The organism is Arthrobacter sp. NPDC093128, assembly GCF_040683875.1.
In the GTDB taxonomy this organism is placed as follows: Bacteria; Actinomycetota; Actinomycetes; order Actinomycetales; family Micrococcaceae; genus Arthrobacter.
In genome coordinates, this window is the sequence record NZ_JBFBEY010000024.1 from 37,388 (window position 1) to 55,816 (window position 18,429).

The window sequence follows — 18,429 nt, forward strand, 5'->3', positions numbered from 1 at the left end:
CGAACAAATCTCGGGTCTCAGAGGGTTGGAAAGAAAATGATGTCTCGCACCAAAACAGGAATGATGTCCATGGTCGCCGCTGCCGTTCTGGCGGTGGGGCTTGCCCCGGGCGCCGCCGTTGCCCACGAGGGCTCGGGCGGAGGTTCAGGGCACAACGGCTCGGACAAGAGCGACGACTGGAAGAAGAATTCCGAGCAGCGCCGACTGGTGAAGACCCTTCGGGATGTCACTGATGACTACCGCTGGCTGGATAACGCGATTGCGGATGGCTACGAAAAGGCCAGCGAATGCGTGGAGATACCGGGCGCGGCAATGGGATTCCACTACCTGAAGAAGGAGCTGCTGGACGACAAGACGCAGGCCCGCAAGCCGGAGGTGCTCGTCTACATGCCCAACGAGCGCGGACGGATGAAGCTGGTGGCCATCGAGTACATGTCAACGGCCACGGAGCGGCCGGAGATCGCAGGCCTGAAATTCGAGGACGGACCCTTCCCCGGCACGTTCGCCCTGCACGCCTGGGTGTGGAGGGACAATCCGGACGGTATGTTCGCGGCGTACAACCCCGACCTCAGCTGCCCGAAATAACAGCCTTCACGCAGCAACGGTGAAATCTACAGGTGAAGGTTGGCAGCACCCTCGGATCTGCCCGGTGCTGCCAACCTTCACAAACGTCTGCGGAGCCTCAGGCCCTGGCGGTGATCAGGGCCTTCTGCAGCAGGGGAACCAGCTTGGAGTTCCTGCCCCAGACAGGATCAAAGATCTGCAGCTCCCAGCACTCGGCCAGCGATTTGGCGAGTGTCTCGTTGGTCCAATCCGTGTAGGTTTCGTGGGCGTAGGAGGGCCCGCCGGAACTTCCCAGCCACGTGAATTCCCTGGACCCCTCCAGCGCCACGCAGATCTGCCCACTGCCGGATTCGCCCGGAGGGAACATCAGCACCACCAGGTCGGTTTCCACCAGGACCGCTGAAATGACTGCTGCGGACTGTTCCGTGCAGCGGCCGCTCACAAACGCGCGCTGCATGTTGCCGCCCGCCATGCCCGTTCCGGGCTGCGAATCATCCGTGAGGAAGCCGAGCCGGTTGATCGCGGCCAGGGCCTCGCTCATCGGGCCGTTCTCTCCGGCGTACTGCGGCGCCGTGTAACCGGGCACATAGCTGAGGGATCCCTCGAGCCACCGTGCCGTCAGTTCACAAGCGCCTTCGAGCGTGGTGCAGTTGCGCCACGCATCCTCGTCAGGGACACCTTCAAACATGGGCTGTCTCCTTACGTTCCCCAATTGTCACAAGCAGAATGTATCACTGCTCACATACGTTGCGCCCTGTCACTTGCGTAACAAGCATGTGAACTGGCGTTAGGTCCCGACGACGGCGAGCACCCCGCTCAGTGCCTAGCGCTGCGCCGCGTAACGGTACATAAAAGCGGCCATCTGGTCCCGGAGGATGGATGCGCCCGGCCGGAATGTGCGTGTGGTGGCCGATTCCGCCCAGCCGTTGCTGATGCCGTTCTTGGCCAGCCACGAAATCTGCTTGTAGAAACCGTGGTCCGTGGGAATGTCCGCAAACGGCGACTGGGCTTCGGGGACGTAGTCGGGTGAACCGGCGTGGCGGTAGATGAAGGCTGCCATCTGGTCGCGGTTGACCGTGGCGCCCGGCCGGAAGGTCCTGGTGCCATCCGCTTCCTTCCAGCCCGTGCTGATTTCCTTCCACGCCAGCCAGGAGATCTCGCGGTAGAAGGCATGGTTGGTCGGGATGTCGGCGAACGGCGAGACAGCAGGCGGGACAAAGTCCGGGTTGCCGGCCAGCCGGTAGAGGAAAGCGGCCATCTGGTCCCGGTTCACCGGCTCCCCAGAACGGAACGTCCGCGTCCCGTCCGGCTCTGCCCACCCCTGGGTAATCTCCTCGGTTGCCAGCCAGTTGATCTCCAGGGCAAAAGCCGAACCGTCGGTGATGTCTCGGAACACGGCGGAGTCGAACGTATGGGTCCAGGAGGCAACGCTGCCGGCCACCAGGGCGTAGCCCGCGGTGACCCGGGAGTTCACGGTGACTGCACCTGCTCCCGGATAGGTCCCGGCCGCCACCACGTTGCCGGCCACCAGATACTCCACGCCCGCAGCCGAGGGCACCGTGTAGGTGTCGTTGGGGGTTCCGATCTTGTCCGTGAACTGCACGGGCGCCGGAACCGCGCCTGTCTTCACGGCCGCTGTAGCTGCACTGGTCCGCTCCGCCGAGATGTACCCATCCTTAGTTCCCGTAACGCGGACAGTGAGGGTCTTGTCCTTGTCGTCAGTGGTCATCTGGTACGTGTTGGCCACGGCGCCGGGGATCGCTTGACCGGAGCGGTACCACTGGTAAGACAGGGTAACCGGAGCGGGTTGCCATGCCCCCGGTTCGGCGGTCAGTAAACCGCCGATTATTGCCTGACCGGAGATCCTGGGTTCGTACGGCGGGACCACCGGGGCAGCCTCCACCGGTGCCGTCGGCGCCGAGGTGACGGACACGCTCTGGCCAAAGAAGCGGCTGCCGGTGGCGGTGACCGTCAGTGTTGTCCCGACGTCGGCCGTTTGCGGCAGGTAGGTCGTTGCCTGCGCTCCCGGGATGGGGGCGCCGTTGCGGTTCCACTGGTAGGAAAAGTTGACGTCGCTGGGCGTCCAGTTGATGGCATAGGCGGTGAGGTCTTGCCCGACGGCGGCCTTGCCGCCGATGATGGGTGCGACTCCCCGGATCTCGCGGTCGGGCTGGAAGTTGAGTGCTGCTGTGCCCTGCAGGAGGCCGCTGCCGCACGTCTTGTCGGCACACGCCACGTTCTTCGTGGATGTCGCTTTGAGCCGCGCTTCCAGGTTGGCCGGCGTGGCCAGGTCGCCCAGCCGGGACATCAGGAGCGCGGCGAGTCCTGACGCGTGCGGGGCGGCCATAGAGGTTCCCTCGGAGTACGCATAGGTTTCGGCTGCGGGCGCCTGCGTTCCTTGGTTGAACGGCACCACGATGCCGTCCGCGGGGTTCTGGGTCATGTCCCCGCCCGGCGCCGCCACATCGACGGCTGCTCCGTAGTTGGAGTACGGTGCCAGGTTGCCCGTGCGGGTGAGGGCGGCGACAGAGATGACGTTCTGGCAGTTGGACGGACTGGTATCGGCAGCCGGCCGGTTTTCGTTGCCGGCAGCGGCGATCACTGCCACCCCGGATTCGTAAGCGAAATTGACGGCACTTTGGAAGGTTGCCGGGCAGGGCACGTCAGCGCCGAGGCTCAGGTTGATGACGCGGGCGGGGTTGGGGTTCACCGGCAGTCCGGCGACCGACCCGCCGGCGGCCCAGACGATGCCGTCCGCGATGTCGGACATGTAGCCCCCGCAGGGCCCGAGGGCGCGGACCGGAAGGATCTTCGCCTCGGGTGCAACTCCGGTGATGCCGCTGGAGTTATTGGCTGCGGCGGCGATGATGCCTGCCACCTGGGTGCCGTGCCATGAGGAGGGGCTGGCGGGGCCACCGTCACCGCACATGCCGGCCGGGGTCCAGTCGCCTTCGTCGCGCGGGTTGGCGTCGCGGCCGCTGGAGTCCCTAGAGTAGGCGGGATCGGACATCATGTCGTAGCCGGGGAGCACGCTGGCATTCAGTTCCGAGTGGCTGGTGATCCCGGTGTCCACCACGGCCACCACTACGCCGGCGCCCCTGTTGAGTGACCACGCGTCGGGCATGTTCATCGTGCCGGCCGCGCCGCCGGACTGCAGTCCCCACTGCAGCGGGTAGTAAGGATCGTTAGGCTCCGCTGTCCGGTACATCCGGATGTCCGGTTCGGCGTATTCGACGGCGGGATCCCCCTTCAGCGCCGCCAGCGCCTTTTCGGTTTCACCGGCGTCCAGCGTGCGTTCGGCCCGCAGGACACGGGCACCTGCGGCTGTTCCGCGGACGTCGGTCACGCGGACACCCACGTTCCGGGTCACTTTGCCCAGGGACTCTGTCCGCACGGGAGATCCCGCGGCGGCCTTGTCTTTGAACTTCACAATGAACTGGTCGGTCGCGGAACCGGGACTGGCGGCGGGAGCCGCCGGTGCAACCGGGAGCAACGGCGCGTCGTCGGCGGCTGCCGGGGGTGAAATCACGGAGCCGCAGACCAGTGCGAGAACACCGGGTATCAGTAGGCGGGCGGACAGACGTGTGCGCAGGGCATGAGACATCGCGAAATCCTTGGGGCCAGGCGTCGACCCCCCCAAGGAGCCGGACCGCGGGAAATAGAGACCGCGGAATCCGCGTCAAGCATGAGTGTAACAACGACTTTAGAAATTGCCAGACCTTGAGGTCATCAGTTTTCCAGCGCCCGCGCCTGGAAGAAGGTGGCAGCCCGCATCAACTTTGGGCAAGAGAAGACGCGGGCCGCCTGAGCCACATAGTAAGCCAGCTTGGGATGGCCGGACCACCCTAGGACCAAATGGGACCGGCCGCGTCCCCGTCCCGCACTTTGCTTGGCATTAGTGCCCCAGCCGCAGCCTTGAGGCCGATTGCAGGGAGCAACACAACGGCGGCTACGACCGACAAGACGGTCCAGCCCCATTCCTCCGGGCTGAATCCGGCTGGGCGCTCCGGACGCGAATTCCGCCGGCGCCCGTCATGCATCAGTGTGATCATGGCCCAAGGCTATGTACTGGACACCTGCCTGCACCTCAGTAGCCAGTACCTGTCTTTGGCCTCACGCGACACTTGCTTGAAGGACGGGCGCCAACTACGAGGCCACCCGGTTCCGGTTCTACGGTGCCACGGACGCCACGGTCCCGACGGCCAGCCCCCGCCACATCAATGGCTCCGTTTCTGACGGGAGCGCCGGAGAACGTGGACAACACTCACGCCCTCCGCAATCTGGACACATGCGTCATGGCCCGCTGACGTGAACGCGAACGTCGGGCGGTGCATTGCCTAAACGAACGTGTCCAGGAAGTGTGCAACCCGGCAGTCGTCGGAGCAACAGTTATCTGTCGCGTCGTACCGAAACATGACGTGGCAGGTTATCTACTGGCCCCTGAGTAGCATCATGTGTGCGCGGAAGCGGCGCACGGGCATCAGTTATCCCCGTGCGCCGAGTATGGGGCTCAATGGACGACAGATGGTTCGGAAACGGGGTGCGCAGACTTTCCGGCGCGCCGCTTCCCCCAGCGCTGAGCAGGCTTTTCTATGAGTACAAAGCTCAACAATGCAAGCGGTATCGTGCCCATAACGCTGAGGGCTATGACAGCCGGCAACGACGCGTGATCGCCCAGGATCAGCAACACAAATTGCTGAACGGGCCACGCGTAGATGTACATACCGTATGAGATGTCATACCGGGATCCAATCCGGGTCAGGGGCAGCGTGCAGCCCGCAACCATAACCAGAAAGACGAACGGCAGGGACCCCAATGACTGAACCATTCCCAGAGGAACCGAGGCCACGAGCACTAGTAGCGCCGAGGTTATGGTCACTGCCGTCACCTTGATTCTGTCCTGGTAAAGAAAAAGTGTGGCCCCGGCAGCGAAGGCGATAACCAGCGAGAGTACTCGCCCAGGCAGGGCCGGCAGGTCAACTAGATCAGCGTCATGGAGCAGGCGAAGGCCCGCGCATACAACGAATAGCGCAAGGGATGCGGGCCGGAGGGCCCTACGCGACAGGACCGAGGCGCCAATGCCTACGGCCAAATAACAAGCGGCCTCCCAGAACAAGGTCCACAAGGAGCCGTTCCATACCGATGGGTAAGCAACGTGTTCAAGCGTCCTTGCAACGCCGTCCTGCGAGAAGTGAGGAGGGTATAGAGCACTGTTGCTGATGACATAGCGGATGGCGTCGCCAACGCTCCAGCTTCCGTTCCGGTCAAAGAGCAACGAGAGTGGTGCGAACACAAATGCCACCATCAGGATGCAGACGACGAATCCCGGGAAAATCCTAAGGAATCGGGCCCGATAGTACCTGAACGGCGTTTGCCCTGACAAACGGCTGCGAGTAATGAGGAAACCGGAGATACCGAAGAATCCGAGCACCGCCCACACCCCGGCAGTTGTCGCTCCTGCCTCCGGCTCCAAGCCGAACACGCCGATCGCCCAGGAGTGCGAAACGATCACTGTACTGGCCAGAAATAGCCGGACCGCGTTCAGTGAGTTGTTGCTCGGGTTGAAGACGTCGCGCAGCGATTTGCCGGCCATTATTACCCCCAAAAACGTGGACCTAGACTCGTCGAGTATAAGGGGTTCAAGAGATCGGCAGCGACACATCCGCCACTCTAGCAACTCTATACTCACTGAGTATCCATGTGGCGCATCCAAGTATTTGTTGCCCAAAAAAGCACGTAACTTGCACGGTGGTTTATACCAGTCCGAGGAAATAGCTTCTTGTCATGGTTATCGAGATTGGCAACATAGATCAGCCGGTACCCCCAACGGATACCGGCGTAAGGCGCCGTGGGCTTCTCAGCTTCGGAACCCTGATGGCTGCATTCACTGGTGCTTCCGCTGTAGCGGCTCTTGGTGCCAGCAGCGCCCAAGCCGCCCCCGGCGATAAGTACGTTCCCATCGCGGAAAAGGGCGCCCCTTCGGGTGTGGCAGCTTTGGACAGTGGAGCGAAGATCCCGCCTTCGCAGCTCCCTGACCTTTCAGCCACATTTAGCCGTCTCATTCTGGCGCCCGTAAACGTCAAAGACGCGCCGTTCAACGCCGCCGGAGACGGAATAACCAACGACACCGCCGCCATTCAGGCCGCACTGAACACAGGGCGAAACGTCTACATCCCCGGCGGGCGCTACAGCATCACATCCTCGCTAGTCATGGCGACGAAGGGCCAACGGCTGTCCGGGGCCGGATGTGGCAATTTTCTGGACCTCGCGGACACCTCGGATTCGGCCCGCACGACGCTTCGGCTCCTTGCAGGTGCCAATTGCGACATAATCCGGGTTGCTCCCAAAACGCCTGGTATTGATATCCGCGACCTACAGCTCTATGGCAATAGGTTGTTCCAGAGCGGCGACTCCACGGGAATCCACGTCATGGATACCCCGGACGACGGCACGGGTGTGAAAAGCGAACAGCCCAAGCTAACTGACATCGTGATCCGCGATATGTATACGGACGGTGTCCGGATCGGTTTCAATGCCGTCTCCTCGTTCCTGAACAACGTCGCTGTGTACAACAGCGGCCGTGACGGGATACGGATGGACTATACAGACTCCCGCATAACCAACTGCGAAGTCGGGCACTGCATTGGCGACGGCATTGCCGTACGGCAGTGGACAACCAAGATCATCGGTTGTGACATTTGGGGCAACAAGACAGGTGTCTCGTTCTACTCCGGCGGACGAAACGGGCAGGTCATTGGCTGCTGCATCAACGGCAACAAGCAGAACGGTGTTGCCATGCTTGACTCTGGCAACCTTCTGGTCGGATGTGAACTCCATGACAATTCCAACGGCGCTGCTTCGACTTACCACAATGTCTTTATTGGGGCAGGTCCGGCCAGCGTGCAGGCTTGCAATTTCGGTGCACAAGGTGGCCTCACCACGGCCTCGAACATCTACATCGCTGCTGGGGTAAGCGCCGACATAGGAGGGCACGCCTTCCAGAGCGGGTCCGCTGCATCGAATTACAGCGGCCCCGGTAAGGGACAAATCGGAAACACGCCCCGCGTCGTTCACATCCCCGCAACTACAACCCCGCTGACTCAAGTTGGCTTCGGAAGTCTCTCGGCAGCAAGCGCAGACTTCTTTGCTGCTCGCAACGCCAACGGAGGAACCCTCAATGACTACATCGAATGGGACGCCCATCTTGACGCAGGTACATACTCACTGGACGTCTACACCCGGGACGGGACCACCTGCGGACTTCTGTCCATCAGCCTCGACGGAGCAGCCCTAGCATCCTTTGGGGCGTCTGGATCAAGCGTGGACACCTATGCCGCCGCAGCAGCGAGTACAAAGCGCACAATCACGGGGATCGTGATTCCATCCCGGAGAACAGTGCGGGTGCGCGTCACCGTCTCAGGAAAGAACCCTGCATCATCAAGCTACTTCGCCAACCTCAATGCTCTAACTTTCTCTCGGACAGCGTAGGGGTCCGAAAGACCGGATTTGTCCCTAACTTTGGCTCCGATCCAACCTTCCGGGCAAGGGCGGGCGAATAGCGAACCCGTCAGACTTCCCTACTCGCGATGGCGGAACTTTCCGAACCAACAGTTAAGACAATGCTTGAAGGTTGCCGTCTTGCTCTCCTCGACAACCCGGTAGAACCCGCTTTGGCCCCACCTGTTGACATCCTTACCGGCCCCATCGAAAGATGTCAGGCCTGATCTTTCGCGCTACGCTCGCGCGTCTTGCCGCAGATTGGCCGTCCGCCTCCTCGCCATGGACCCAAATGGCAAAGGCAGGGCACGATGGACCCCCGGTGGCAGCAGGCCCTGAGAGAGCAGTCCCCGCGAATGCCGAGCATCTGCGAAATCCTAGTGGTGCGCGCGGGTCTCCTGCAGGCGCTTGATGAACCAGCGAGACTGCTCCGGCCCGTACGGCAGCACCGGGATCGCCTTGGTGGCGTCGCTCGGGGTGTCGCGGATGGACTGGATGGCCTGGCGCACCGCCGTGGTCATGGTGTTGGCCATGGTCTTCACGAACTGGTCGCTGCACGGTTCGCCGTGACCCGGGATGAGGAATTCGTAGCGGTGGCGGAGCGCGGACAGGTGCCGCAGGGCGTCGGCCCATTCCTCGGGGAAGGCGTCCTCGAAGGACGGGTGCGAGCCCTGCTCCACCAGGTCGCCGGCGTACAGGGTGGTGGACGTTCCGACGAGGAGATCGCCATCAGTGTGCCCGCGGCCCAGATAGAACAGCGTCACGGTCTGGCCGCCGAGGTCCACCAGGACGGGCTGGTCCTTCACGATTGCGTTCGGAACCACGAGTTCGGCGTCGGCGCCTTCGCCGGCGGCCATTTCGGGTTCCAGCGCGGCGACCATGCGGCGCTGCCGGTCCCCGTTTTCCTCAATCTCGCGCGCACAGTTCTCGTGGGCATAGAACTCCGTGACGCCGTCGTCCGCGAAGACGGCGTTGCCGAAGAAGTGGTCGTAGTGGGCGTGGGTGTTCACCACCACCAGCGGCAGCTGGGTCTTTTCACGCACGGCGGCCAGGATTTCCCGGCCCTGCCGGGGTCCGCCGCCGGTGTCGATCACCATGGCGCGTTCGGCGCCGACTATGAGTCCGGTATTGAGCTTCGAGCCTTCGGTGGTCAGCACATGGTTGCCCTGGCCGACCTCCATCCATCGCGACATTCTGTTCTCCGTATTCATGCGTTCAGGCGATCCTAGGCCTCGATTCTACCCACGCCCTGCTGGTGGAAGCCTGATGAAAGGCACGCGGCGGCGGACCAAAACAGCGGTCATCGCCTTGTTCGGCGCAGGCGAGTAACCTGTGCCGTACTTCAGTTGCCCGGCCGAGGAAACGGAGGTGCCCGCATGGAATCCGGAACGTCCCTGGAGCGGATGGTGTTTTTCAGTGACGCCGTCTTTGCGATCGCCCTGACCCTGCTGGCCCTGGACCTGAAACTGCCCGAGGGCATCGCGGCGGCACAGCTGGACGGCGCCCTGATTGACGCCCTTCCGGAGCTCTTGGCCTATGCGTTGTCGTTCGTGATCATCGCCAAGACGTGGCTGTCCCACCACTCGGATTTCGCCCTGATCCGCCATTTCAATCCGACGCTGGCCTGGCTGAACCTGTCTCTGCTGTTCTTCATCGCCATGCTCCCTGCGCCCACCTCGGTCCTCAGCGAATACGGGGACGACCCCACCCCCTGGCCCAGCATTCTGTACGCCGCCAACATCGCCGCGATCTACCTGCTGATGGCCGTGATCTGGAGTTACGCCCGGCAGGCGAAACTCATGGATCCGGGGATGACCACACACGTGCACCGGCAGGTCTTCACCGCCCGCATGGCCGTGCCGGTGGTCTTCCTCCTCAGCATTCCGGCCGCGTTCTTCCTGAACTCGTACACGCCGCTGCTCTGGCTGCTGCTCCTGCCGGCATCGCGGCTGTCACCCTGGCTGTCCGCCCGGTCCCAGCCCCGGCCGCAGGGCGACGGCTAGCGCCGGCTGTCGGCGTCGATCCCGGCAAGCAGCTGTTTGAGGGTCCGCTTGTAGTGGTCTTCACTCCCGTAACGGCTCATCGGGCCGGCCGCCGCCGCCGTGAGCGGAAACTCCGGCGGCGCCGGCGGCAGCTGCACCGCTCCCCCGCCGCTGGCGGCTTCGGCTGCCTCGCGGGCCAGAACGAAGGAGGACCAGCCGTAGTTCAGTGCCACTATTCCGCTGAAGGCGGCGACGGCGGCGTCCCCCGTGATGCCGGCGCGCTGCAGGATGCGCAGCGCGCCTTCGCCGATGGGCAGGGCGTTCGCTCCCGGATACGGGTGTCCGATCAGCGGGGTGACGGCCCACGGGTGGTCGCGCAGCATCTGGCGGTGGTTCCGTGCGAACGCCGCCAGGTCGTCCGCCCAGCTGGCGGTTTCCGGCGGAGCGGCGAACCGCCCCAGAACCCGGTTGAGCAGTGCGTCCACCAGCTCGTCCTTGGTGGCGAAGTAGCGGTACAGGGACATGGGCGCGGCTTCCAGCGCCACCGCGACGGCCCGGACGGTGAGCGACTCGAACCCGGTTGCCGCCACCTGCTCCGCGGCGTCCAGGATGGCGTCCACGGTCAGCGAGTTCCGGGCGCGGCGGCTGCGGGGTTCCGCCGAGGTTTTCGAGGGCATGGCACCGGCTTTCAGTAAGGTTTTGGTCGGAGGACTGTTGTGTACAGTGTACGTTATGGCGTAGCGTACTTAGTACACAACCATTGCAAGAGGAGCTCCTCCAATGTCATTCCTACGCTGGGCACCAACATTTCTCGGCTTCCCGGTGGGGGGCTGGCTGGCCTTCCGGGTGGCCGGCTCCGTCACCGGGCCGCTCACGGCGGCGCTGGCAGGCGTCATTGCCGGAGCCATCATCGGCGGAGCACAATGGCTGGCGTTGGGACGTGCCGCCGGCTGGCGGTGGCTCACCGCAACTGTCCTCGGGATGGGCGCCGGCAGCGCCCTGGCGGCCGCCGCCACCGGGGCGGGGACCACGACGCCGGCACTCGTTATGTCGGGGCTGGTCACCGGCGCGGTGGTCGGCACAGCCCAGGGGGTCGCCCTGCACAAAGGCCTGCGCGTTACGGCGTTGTGGGCGGCAATAGTCAGCATGAGTTGGGCCCTCGGTTGGCTGGTGACCGCGAATGTGATCGTCGACGTCGCGAACGGCTACGCCGCGTTCGGTTCCAGTGGAGCCCTGGTGGCCACGGCACTTACCGGGCTGGTGCTGCGGCGTATCCTCCGCCCCGCTGTCCCGCGTGGGACCGTGGGAACTCACAAGACCGCGGCTGCTGCGTCCGGGAAGACCGTCCTGTGAACGCCACCGTCGCCGCGGCCGCCCTGCTGATCCTGCTGCCGCTTGCCTTCAACGCAGCCTTCGCGGCTCTGGCGGCGAAGTTTGACTACCCGGACATCCTCCGGCGCCCCACTACAGAAGTCCTGGAACGCTTCCGGCAGGGCGGCCCGGCGCTGGTGCTGCTCTGGTGGGCGTTCGCCATGACGGCCGTCCTGCTGGCGCCGCTGACGGTGCTCCTGGCAGGTGTCCTGACGGGCGCCGATCCCCTGCTGCTCAGCCTCGGCTCAACCGTCGGCGTCCTGGCTGCGCTGGTGCAGTTCCTCGGTCTGATCCGCTGGCCGTTCCTGGTGCCGTACCTTGCTCGGGTGGCGGGAGAGCCGGACTCCTCCGACGCGCGGAAGGAGTCGGTGGATGTCGTCTTCCAGGCGTTCAACAGGTACCTGGGCGTGGCGGTGGGCGAGCATCTCGGCTACCTGTTCACGGGCGCCTGGAGCGTCTTGGTCGGGGCCGCGATCATGCAGAGCGACGCCGTGCCGGCCTGGCTGGGGCTGGTGGGCATCGTGGTGGGCGCAGTGCTGGCGCTCTGCTCGCTGGAATTCGTCGGAGCATTCGAGCGCAGCGGCTGGAAAGTGGCCGCCGCGCTGACGCCCATCACGTACATCGCCTGGTCGCTGTGGCTCGTGGCCACGGGCGTGGCACTGCTGCTATGACCTTGGAGCACACCTTTTGTTCCACCGCGGTAACCCCCGGGAAACCCAAACCTGCTTATGATCTGGCCATGGCTACCAAACAGCACAAGACTTTCTGCGCCCCCTGCGGCGCCACAACCAACCATGTCACGTCCTACGGATCCCCTGAGGGCTGTAGCGGCATATCGGTGATTAGCGTCAGGTGTGCAGAGCACTCGGACTTGAAGTAATCGGTCCATCGCGAATTGCGTAAAGCGAGTCGTAGCGACCCGATCGGGCATACCGGGCGCTCCTCAATCCGAGTTATCCGTTGACGGGTCTACTCCGAGGGAGTTGTGGGCTCCTCGCAGCTTCACCGGCCAAGTGTCCGCTCCATAAGAACGGCTTCGTCGGCGCCCGCGCCGTCTAGTTGTGCATGATGCAGGCGCCGCCTCGTTAGGGGCCATGGCAGGGAGAAGCACAAGGGCGGCGACAATGGACAACACAGTCCAACCCGCGTCCCCTAGAGGTCCCTGCGGCGTCGACCCGGGCCCTCTGCGACCATATCCATCAGAGTGACCATGGTTCGACGGTGAGGATCAACAGCAGTCCACGGCCGCGCTGTGGCTACATGGTTCCGGCCCGGGAGCACTCGATCATAGCGGTTGCCTTCGACCAAAGTACTTCCCTGTGGCCTTGGCTGGCAGTCATTCAGGTGCTAGACGTAACTATTTCGTGATCGGTTCAGCGACATGATGATGCGCGGATCCGGACGGATGCTTATGTGCCAATTCGGGCGGTAAGGGCGTCCTTCCGGAGCGGGCATTGTCCCGAATTCCGAAGGCAACCGCCATACCGGCGCAGAACCATACGGCCATGCCGTATTGGGTTATGAGTGCTACCGTGCCCATCACCCAGATCTGACCGAACATGGCAATGTCTGCGGGGCCGCCCCTTCGAATCAAAACCCTAAAGATGACGGCAACCAATCCGGCGCCCAACAAGGCTGTTGGCACCCATCCGAATTGAAGGATGGTCAGGACATAGGTGTTGTCGATGGACCCGAATATCATCCGGTAGAAGTAGCGGCCATTGGGCAGCAGGTTCATTTGATCGGCCGGACCCAATGCGTGCATATCCTCAAAAATGTACTTCGTCAGGTCGGCCCGGTATTGGGTTGATGGATCAAGGTCGTAGCTGAGGGAATCGAATACGCTCAACAGGTACGGGACCAGCGTGACTGCCACAAGCACGAGCAGAGCAAAGAAGAACTGGCGAGTCTTCCGGCCGAGTGACGTTCCGGGTAGGAAGATCACGCAGGCGACAAAAACGATCAGAGCCCCGATGAGGGCACCCCGGCTGAACGTGACAATGACCCCGCCGCACACGGCGGCGATCATGAGAGTCTTCCGAACTGGAGCAAACTTGCTGGCTATCACGAACGGTAGGCCCAATGCGAGAAAAGCGCCCATCGCAATGGAGTGCCCCCAGGCCCCCTCGCTGCGTGCGAATGCCCCGCGGATCTGGATCTTCTGCCATCCTGCTGACGCATCAGTCCCGGCAAAGTTCTCGAAAAGATGCAAGCTGAAGGCGAACTCAGCTATTGCCCAGATACCCACGACCGTCGCGGCAATGGCTACCGCACGGTAGACCCACTCTTTGCCCGCCGCCGGAGCAAGGTAGCGACCGACCCAGTAGCCGGCAAGCCACTGCACGAACACTGTCGCGAACGCATACTGAGGCGTACTGAGAAAAGCGAACGCTACGGAGACTGATACGACGAAGCCTCCCAACAGCAGGTCAACTTTGCTCAGTCGCTGATTCGCTGCGTGCAGGATGGCCGGAACGAGCAACAGGAACGTGAAGTTCAGCGGCGAGAGCGATGTGACCACCTTCACCGAAATCCAGCTAGGAACCGCGATCATTACTATGAGCCAGAGAACAATGGCTGCCCGTGGGTGCTTCATCAAGGCGAAGCTGACAACCACACCTGCGATAACCAGGCAGGTAATTACAAAGGCGTCCAAAGAATTCCCCCATTACGTGGACTGCGGCCGGCGCGACCTAGTTTCCGAGCCGGGTCCCTAGGGACTTAGTGGCCCGGTCAACGAGAGCGCTGACGATGGCAGCGCGAAGCATGGACACGAACGCATGTCCTTGGAAGGCGAGCAAGCCAGCGAGTCGGCCCCAGAGGGCCCCTTTGCACGGCGCAGACGAGGACGCGTTTTGTCCTGGTTCGCTCGGCTGCCTGTTCACGGGCAAACTCTATCAGCCGCGGCCCGAAAGGTCGGAGAAGCATCCCCTGCAGGTTCTGGCAATTTCTCGCCCGCGGGCCGCGATTGTTGAGCTAGACCCCGACGGAACTGGCTGTAACGTCGTAAGCCGCGGGCAGCAAAGGTGGGTTACTACATATCAGTAAGCACAGATCCCGGATTCTCTATTGCATCGGCCACGTACCGGAGGAACCCGCCCGCCGCTCCGCCGTCGCACACTCTGTGGTCGAACGTAAGGGTCAGCTCGGTGACCTTGCGGACGGCCACCTCGCCGTTGACCACCCACGGTTTGTCGATAATGCGCCCCACGCCCAGGATCCCCACCTCAGGGTGGTTGATGATCGCTGCCGAGCCGTCCACTCCGAACACGCCATAGTTGTTCAGCGTGAAGGTGCCGCTGCCCAGCTCCGATGGTGTCGCGTTGCCCTCCCGTACGACTGCGGTGAGCCGGCGGATTTCGGCATCCAACTCGCGGGCACTCATCTTGTCCGCGTTGCGCACTGACGGCACCATCAGTCCGCGGTCCGTCTGAGCTGCGAAGCCCAGGTTGACGCCGTCAAACGCGACGATCTCCTGGCTCTCCCCGCCGGCGGCGTCCTCCGTGGTGACAATCCGGGTGTTCAGTGCCGGATACTTCTTCAATCCGGCCGTGACAAACCGCGCGATGAATGCCAGCAGGCCGGGGGTGTTGTGCGGGTCCGTCTTCTTCAGGGCGGCACGCATCTCCACGAGGGCCGTGGCATCAACATCGACCCACACTGTGGCTTCCGGGATCTCTGAGCGGCTTCGGGTCATGTTCACGGCCACTGCCTTGCGAACGCCGCGTAGCGGTGTTCGGGCGGTGACGCCGAGACCCGTGCGGGAGTCGGTCTCCGCTCCGGTTTCGACAGACTCAACCGCGGAACGCGGTTCAAGTCTCGGACGTCGCGTTTCGGCAGGCTCAACGACCCGACGCGGTTCAACCGCCGGGGCGGGAGCGATCGCCGCCTCGACATCCTTGCGCATGATCAACCCGCTTGCACCCGACCCTTGGAGTCCCCCCAAATCAACTCCATGGTCCCGGGCCATCCTGCGGACCAGCGGCGAAATCACCGCCCCGAGTTTGCCCGGCACGCGAGTGCGTAGAAGAAGGAGATCGTCGGCCGCCTTCTCGGCTTCCGTTACCGTGCTTGCGGCAACACCGCTCTCAACCACCCCGACGGCCGCCTGTTTCCTTGTACGCGTACGGCGCGCAATGCCGTGTCCGCCTGGTGTTCCATATCCGATGAGGACGTTGCCGGAGCCGGCCTTTTCCTCATCACGGTACGTTTCAGCCGCGACGGATGCGGCAGGCTCGGTTTCGACGGGCTCAACCATCGGGGCCTTGGATTCGACAGGCTCAGCCACCTCGGAGCCGATGGGTGTGACCGAGATCAGCGGCTTCCCGACGTCAAGGGTCTGGCCAGGCTCGCCGTGAAGCACGGCAACGGTGCCGGCGTACGGGGACGGGACCTCCACCATGGATTTCGCCGTCTCAACCTCGGCGATGGGCTGGTCGACGCGGATTTCGTCGCCCACGGCCACGAGCCAGTTCACGAGCTCGGCTTCGGTGAGGCCTTCGCCCAGGTCCGGGAGCAGGAATACTTTCGTTTCGCTCATCTGATCATTCTTCCCACTGGAGGTCATCAACGGCGTCGAGGATACGGTCCACGCCGGGCAGGTAATAGTGCTCGAGCTTCGGCGCCGGGTAGGGCACGTCGAAGCCGGTGACGCGGCGGATCGGCGCAGCCAGATAGTGGAAGCAGCGTTCCTGGACCCTTGCGACGATCTCCGACGACACCGATGCAAAGCCATGGGCTTCGGCGATGACCACAGCACGGCCGGTCTTGCGGACGGAGGCGCAGACAGTCTCGTCGTCGAACGGCACGACGGAGCGCACATCGATCACTTCCAGCGAGCGGCCCTCCTCTGCCGCCGCGGCAGCGGCGGCCAGCGCGGTCGGCACGGACGGACCGTAGGCGATCAGCGTGGCATCGGTGCCGGGGCGGGCGACGGCGGCGCGGCCTTCCGAGGAAGTCCCCCGCTCGGCGTTCGCGGCGTGCTCAGCGCGGAGTCCTTCAAGGTCCACCAGGTCCTTGGACCAGTAGAGCTTCTTGGGCTCCATGAACATCACCGGGTCGTCGGAGTCGATGGCTTCGCGGAGCATGCGGTAGCCGTCGGCGACGGTGGCCGGGGTGAAGACCTTCAGGCCCGCGGTGTGGGCGTAGTAGGACTCGGACGAATCGCAATGGTGCTCCACGCCCCCGATGCCGCCGGCGTACGGGACGCGGATGACGATGGGCAGCTTGACCGCGCCCTTGGTGCGGTTGTGCATCTTGGCCACGTGGCTGACGATCTGTTCGAAGGCCGGGTATGCGAAAGCATCGAACTGCATCTCGATCACCGGGCGCATCCCGTTCATGGCCATCCCAACGGCCATGCCGACGATGCCGGACTCGGCCAAAGGTGTGTCGAAGCAGCGGGACTCGCCGAAGGTCTTGGTGAGCCCGTCCGTGATCCGGAAGACGCCGCCGAGCATTCCGACATCCTCGCCGAACACCAACACGGAGGAGTCTGCGTGCATGGCGTCGGCCATGGCGGTGTTCAGGGCCTTGGCGAGTGTGATGGTCTGCGGGCCTGTTGATTCAGCGGTGGCGGCTGCCTTGGCGGCGGCGCGCGCTGTTGCCGCACTGACGTTGCCGTTGACCTCGGAGGAGGTGGTGACAGTGGGGCTCATTTTGCGGCCTCCGTATCGGATGATGCGCCGGCGCTGGAGTCGCGGGCCAATTCGTCAGCGAGCAGGGCGGACTGTTCCTTCAGCTGCGGGGTGGGTGTGGAGAAGACGTACCGGAAGAGATCCTGCGGATCGACCGGGACGTCCTCGCCCAGGCCGTCCCGAAGCTGCGTGGCAACCTGCTCCGCTTTCTCGGCGATCCGGGCAGCGCCGTCGTCGTCCAGCAGCCCGCGGTCTGTCAGGTAGGTCTGCATCCGCTTCAGCGGATCCCTGGCCACCCACTGGGCCACTTCGCTGTCCTGACGGTAGCGGGTGGCGTCGTCGGCGTTGGTGTGGGCCTGCATCCGGTAGGTGTGGGCCTCCACCAGGAGCGGGCCGGAGCCCTCGCGGGCCAGCTTGACCGCGCGGCCGAGCACGGCGAGGAGGGCGACGACGTCGTTGCCGTCCACTCGTTCGCCGGCCATGCCGTAGCCGACCGCTTTGTGCGCGAGCGACGGCGCCACGGACTGGTGGGCCAGCGGCACGGAGATGGCGTACTGGTTGTTCTGCACGAAGAAAACGACGGGCAGGTGGAAGACCGCCGCGAAATTCAAGGCCTCGTGGAAGTCGCCTTCGCTGGTGGCGCCGTCGCCGCACATGGCCAGGACCACGGTGTCCTCGCCGCGGAGCTTTGCGGCGTGGGCGACCCCGACGGCGTGGAGCAGCTGGGTGGTCAGCGGCGTGCACTGGATGCCCACCTTGTGCTTGGTTGGGTCGTAGCCGCTGTGCCAGTCCCCGCGGAACAGGGTCATGGTCTGCACCGGGTCCACGCCGCGGGCCATCACGGCCACGGAGTCGCGGTACGTGGGGAAGATCCAGTCGCCGTCGGAGAGGCAGAGAGCGGCCGCAACCTGGCACGCCTCCTGGCCGTGGCTGGACGGGTAGACAGCCATGCGGCCCTGACGGACCAGGGCGGAATTCTGGTCATTGACGCGGCGGCCGACGACAAGCTGCTCATAGGCAGCCAGCAGTTCGGCGTCGCCGGGCAGGGAGTATTCGTGGCCGGGCTGGGCACCCTGCTCGGTGTGGGGGTTCAGGGTGCCGTTCTGGTCCACCATCTGGATCTGGTGGCGGGCCGGCAGCATGTAGTCCTCCACCGTGATGCCGAACTTGCGCACAGCCTCGGCTGCGGCGCCTTCGGTCACGTGGTTCCCGGCCGGCTCTTCCGGCGAGTGCTGCCCTAGGGCGGTGTGGTCCGCGGAGATCGTCATTGGTCCGTCCTTCTGTAGCCACTATTCGTTTCCAGTATCGTCCTGAAGGAACTTTCGTATCCAGTCCTGCGGGAAATCGTGGAGAAGTATGGAATTCTGGCCTAGTCTGAA

14 protein-coding genes are annotated in these 18,429 nt (G+C 63.8%); 5 read left to right on the forward strand and 9 right to left on the reverse strand.

The annotated features are described in order from the left end of the window. Nucleotides 1–36: 36 nt before the first annotated feature. Entirely contained in the window at nt 37–585 is a 549-nt protein-coding gene (locus AB0N24_RS22625; protein WP_364129365.1) for a hypothetical protein, read from the forward strand. A gap of 97 nt (nt 586–682) precedes the next feature. On the opposite strand, the gene AB0N24_RS22630 is transcribed toward AB0N24_RS22625, so the two are convergent. From AB0N24_RS22630 to AB0N24_RS22640, 3 genes are all read right to left on the reverse strand, one after another. Further along, nucleotides 683–1,252, reverse strand: a complete 570-nt coding sequence (locus AB0N24_RS22630; protein WP_364129367.1) for a hypothetical protein — start codon at nt 1,250–1,252, stop codon at nt 683–685. A 135-nt stretch (nt 1,253–1,387) separates the two neighbouring features. Next, nucleotides 1,388–4,168, reverse strand: coding sequence for a S8 family serine peptidase (locus AB0N24_RS22635; RefSeq protein ID WP_364129370.1), 2,781 nt, complete (start codon nt 4,166–4,168; stop codon nt 1,388–1,390). A 906-nt stretch (nt 4,169–5,074) separates the two neighbouring features. Then, nucleotides 5,075–6,157, reverse strand: a complete 1,083-nt coding sequence (locus AB0N24_RS22640; RefSeq protein ID WP_364129373.1) for an acyltransferase — start codon at nt 6,155–6,157, stop codon at nt 5,075–5,077. A gap of 191 nt (nt 6,158–6,348) precedes the next feature. On the opposite strand from AB0N24_RS22640, the gene AB0N24_RS22645 reads away from it, so the two are divergent. Then, nucleotides 6,349–8,052 (forward strand): glycosyl hydrolase family 28-related protein, encoded by a 1,704-nt coding sequence (locus AB0N24_RS22645; protein ID WP_364129375.1) that lies wholly within the window; start codon nt 6,349–6,351, stop codon nt 8,050–8,052. Between the two features lie 386 nt (nt 8,053–8,438). On the opposite strand, the gene AB0N24_RS22650 is transcribed toward AB0N24_RS22645, so the two are convergent. Then, nucleotides 8,439–9,254 (reverse strand): MBL fold metallo-hydrolase, encoded by an 816-nt coding sequence (locus AB0N24_RS22650; RefSeq protein WP_364129377.1) that lies wholly within the window; start codon nt 9,252–9,254, stop codon nt 8,439–8,441. Nucleotides 9,255–9,437: 183 nt separating this feature from the next. Between AB0N24_RS22650 and AB0N24_RS22655 the strand changes: the two genes are divergently transcribed. After that, on the forward strand, nt 9,438–10,064 hold the full coding sequence (locus AB0N24_RS22655; protein ID WP_364129380.1) for a TMEM175 family protein: 627 nt from the start codon (nt 9,438–9,440) through the stop codon (nt 10,062–10,064). Here AB0N24_RS22655 and AB0N24_RS22660 read toward each other — a convergent pair. Continuing rightward, nucleotides 10,061–10,720: a TetR/AcrR family transcriptional regulator gene (locus tag AB0N24_RS22660; protein ID WP_364129383.1), complete on the reverse strand. Its 660-nt coding sequence runs from the start codon at nt 10,718–10,720 to the stop codon at nt 10,061–10,063. The genes AB0N24_RS22655 and AB0N24_RS22660 overlap by 4 nt on opposite strands. A 103-nt stretch (nt 10,721–10,823) precedes the next feature. Here AB0N24_RS22660 and AB0N24_RS22665 point away from each other — a divergent pair, with 103 nt between their 5' ends. Continuing rightward, nucleotides 10,824–11,396: a hypothetical protein gene (locus AB0N24_RS22665; RefSeq protein ID WP_364129386.1), complete on the forward strand. Its 573-nt coding sequence runs from the start codon at nt 10,824–10,826 to the stop codon at nt 11,394–11,396. Continuing rightward, the gene (locus AB0N24_RS22670; protein ID WP_364129388.1) at nt 11,393–12,085 is read left to right on the forward strand and encodes a DUF4386 domain-containing protein; all 693 of its coding nucleotides are present in this window, start codon (nt 11,393–11,395) and stop codon (nt 12,083–12,085) included. The genes AB0N24_RS22665 and AB0N24_RS22670 overlap by 4 nt, the downstream gene beginning before the upstream one ends. A gap of 686 nt (nt 12,086–12,771) precedes the next feature. Here the strand turns inward: AB0N24_RS22670 and AB0N24_RS22675 are convergent. From AB0N24_RS22675 to pdhA, 4 genes are all read right to left on the reverse strand, one after another. Beyond that, nucleotides 12,772–14,070: a hypothetical protein gene (locus tag AB0N24_RS22675; RefSeq protein WP_364129391.1), complete on the reverse strand. Its 1,299-nt coding sequence runs from the start codon at nt 14,068–14,070 to the stop codon at nt 12,772–12,774. A gap of 378 nt (nt 14,071–14,448) precedes the next feature. Further along, on the reverse strand, nt 14,449–15,954 hold the full coding sequence (locus AB0N24_RS22680; protein ID WP_364129394.1) for a dihydrolipoamide acetyltransferase family protein: 1,506 nt from the start codon (nt 15,952–15,954) through the stop codon (nt 14,449–14,451). A gap of 4 nt (nt 15,955–15,958) precedes the next feature. After that, the gene (locus tag AB0N24_RS22685; RefSeq protein ID WP_364129396.1) at nt 15,959–17,071 is read right to left on the reverse strand and encodes an alpha-ketoacid dehydrogenase subunit beta; all 1,113 of its coding nucleotides are present in this window, start codon (nt 17,069–17,071) and stop codon (nt 15,959–15,961) included. Continuing rightward, nucleotides 17,068–18,318 carry a pyruvate dehydrogenase (acetyl-transferring) E1 component subunit alpha gene (gene pdhA / locus AB0N24_RS22690; RefSeq protein WP_364129399.1) on the reverse strand — a complete coding sequence of 417 codons (1,251 nt, stop codon included), beginning with the start codon at nt 18,316–18,318 and terminating at the stop codon, nt 17,068–17,070. The genes AB0N24_RS22685 and pdhA overlap by 4 nt, the downstream gene beginning before the upstream one ends. Between the last annotated feature and the right edge of the window lie 111 nt (nt 18,319–18,429).

Coding starts and splice junctions, on each gene's coding strand:
- AB0N24_RS22625 (WP_364129365.1), top strand. CDS start 37: ATGATGTCTCGCACCAAAACAGGAATGATGTCCATGGTCGCCGCTGCC.
- AB0N24_RS22630 (WP_364129367.1), bottom strand. CDS start 1,252: ATGTTTGAAGGTGTCCCTGACGAGGATGCGTGGCGCAACTGCACCACG.
- AB0N24_RS22635 (WP_364129370.1), bottom strand. CDS start 4,168: ATGTCTCATGCCCTGCGCACACGTCTGTCCGCCCGCCTACTGATACCC.
- AB0N24_RS22640 (WP_364129373.1), bottom strand. CDS start 6,157: ATGGCCGGCAAATCGCTGCGCGACGTCTTCAACCCGAGCAACAACTCA.
- AB0N24_RS22645 (WP_364129375.1), top strand. CDS start 6,349: ATGGTTATCGAGATTGGCAACATAGATCAGCCGGTACCCCCAACGGAT.
- AB0N24_RS22650 (WP_364129377.1), bottom strand. CDS start 9,254: ATGTCGCGATGGATGGAGGTCGGCCAGGGCAACCATGTGCTGACCACC.
- AB0N24_RS22655 (WP_364129380.1), top strand. CDS start 9,438: ATGGAATCCGGAACGTCCCTGGAGCGGATGGTGTTTTTCAGTGACGCC.
- AB0N24_RS22660 (WP_364129383.1), bottom strand. CDS start 10,720: ATGCCCTCGAAAACCTCGGCGGAACCCCGCAGCCGCCGCGCCCGGAAC.
- AB0N24_RS22665 (WP_364129386.1), top strand. CDS start 10,824: ATGTCATTCCTACGCTGGGCACCAACATTTCTCGGCTTCCCGGTGGGG.
- AB0N24_RS22680 (WP_364129394.1), bottom strand. CDS start 15,954: ATGAGCGAAACGAAAGTATTCCTGCTCCCGGACCTGGGCGAAGGCCTC.
- AB0N24_RS22685 (WP_364129396.1), bottom strand. CDS start 17,071: ATGAGCCCCACTGTCACCACCTCCTCCGAGGTCAACGGCAACGTCAGT.
- pdhA (WP_364129399.1), bottom strand. CDS start 18,318: ATGACGATCTCCGCGGACCACACCGCCCTAGGGCAGCACTCGCCGGAA.